At 55.2% G+C, this 478-nt stretch carries 1 protein-coding gene; it reads left to right on the forward strand.

The window, feature by feature from the left end; all coding sequences use genetic code 11:
- A partial coding sequence (locus EJ063_RS20630) for a terminase gpA endonuclease subunit (RefSeq protein ID WP_148104554.1) occupies positions 1 to 478 on the forward strand: 478 nt, incomplete at both ends.

Below are 478 nucleotides of genomic sequence, written 5' to 3' on the forward strand. Positions count from 1 at the left end.
CAAATGGACGCCGGATGACCCCTCCAGCGTGTTTTATCTCTGCGAGCATAATGCCTGCGTCATCCGCCAGCAGGAGCTGGACTTTACTGATGCCCGTTATATCTGCGAAAAGACCGGGATCTGGACCCGTGATGGCATTCTCTGGTTTTCGTCATCCGGTGAAGAGATTGAGCCACCTGACAGTGTGACCTTTCACATCTGGACAGCGTACAGCCCGTTCACCACCTGGGTGCAGATTGTCAAAGACTGGATGAAAACGAAAGGGGATACGGGAAAACGTAAAACCTTCGTAAACACCACGCTCGGTGAGACGTGGGAGGCGAAAATTGGCGAACGTCCGGATGCTGAAGTGATGGCAGAGCGGAAAGAGCATTATTCAGCGCCCGTTCCTGACCGTGTGGCTTACCTGACCGCCGGTATCGACTCCCAGCTGGACCGCTACGAAATGCGCGTATGGGGATGGGGGCCGGGTGAGGAA

This window comes from Vibrio aquaticus (genome assembly GCF_003970385.1).
Taxonomy (GTDB): domain Bacteria; phylum Pseudomonadota; class Gammaproteobacteria; order Enterobacterales; family Vibrionaceae; genus Vibrio; species Vibrio aquaticus.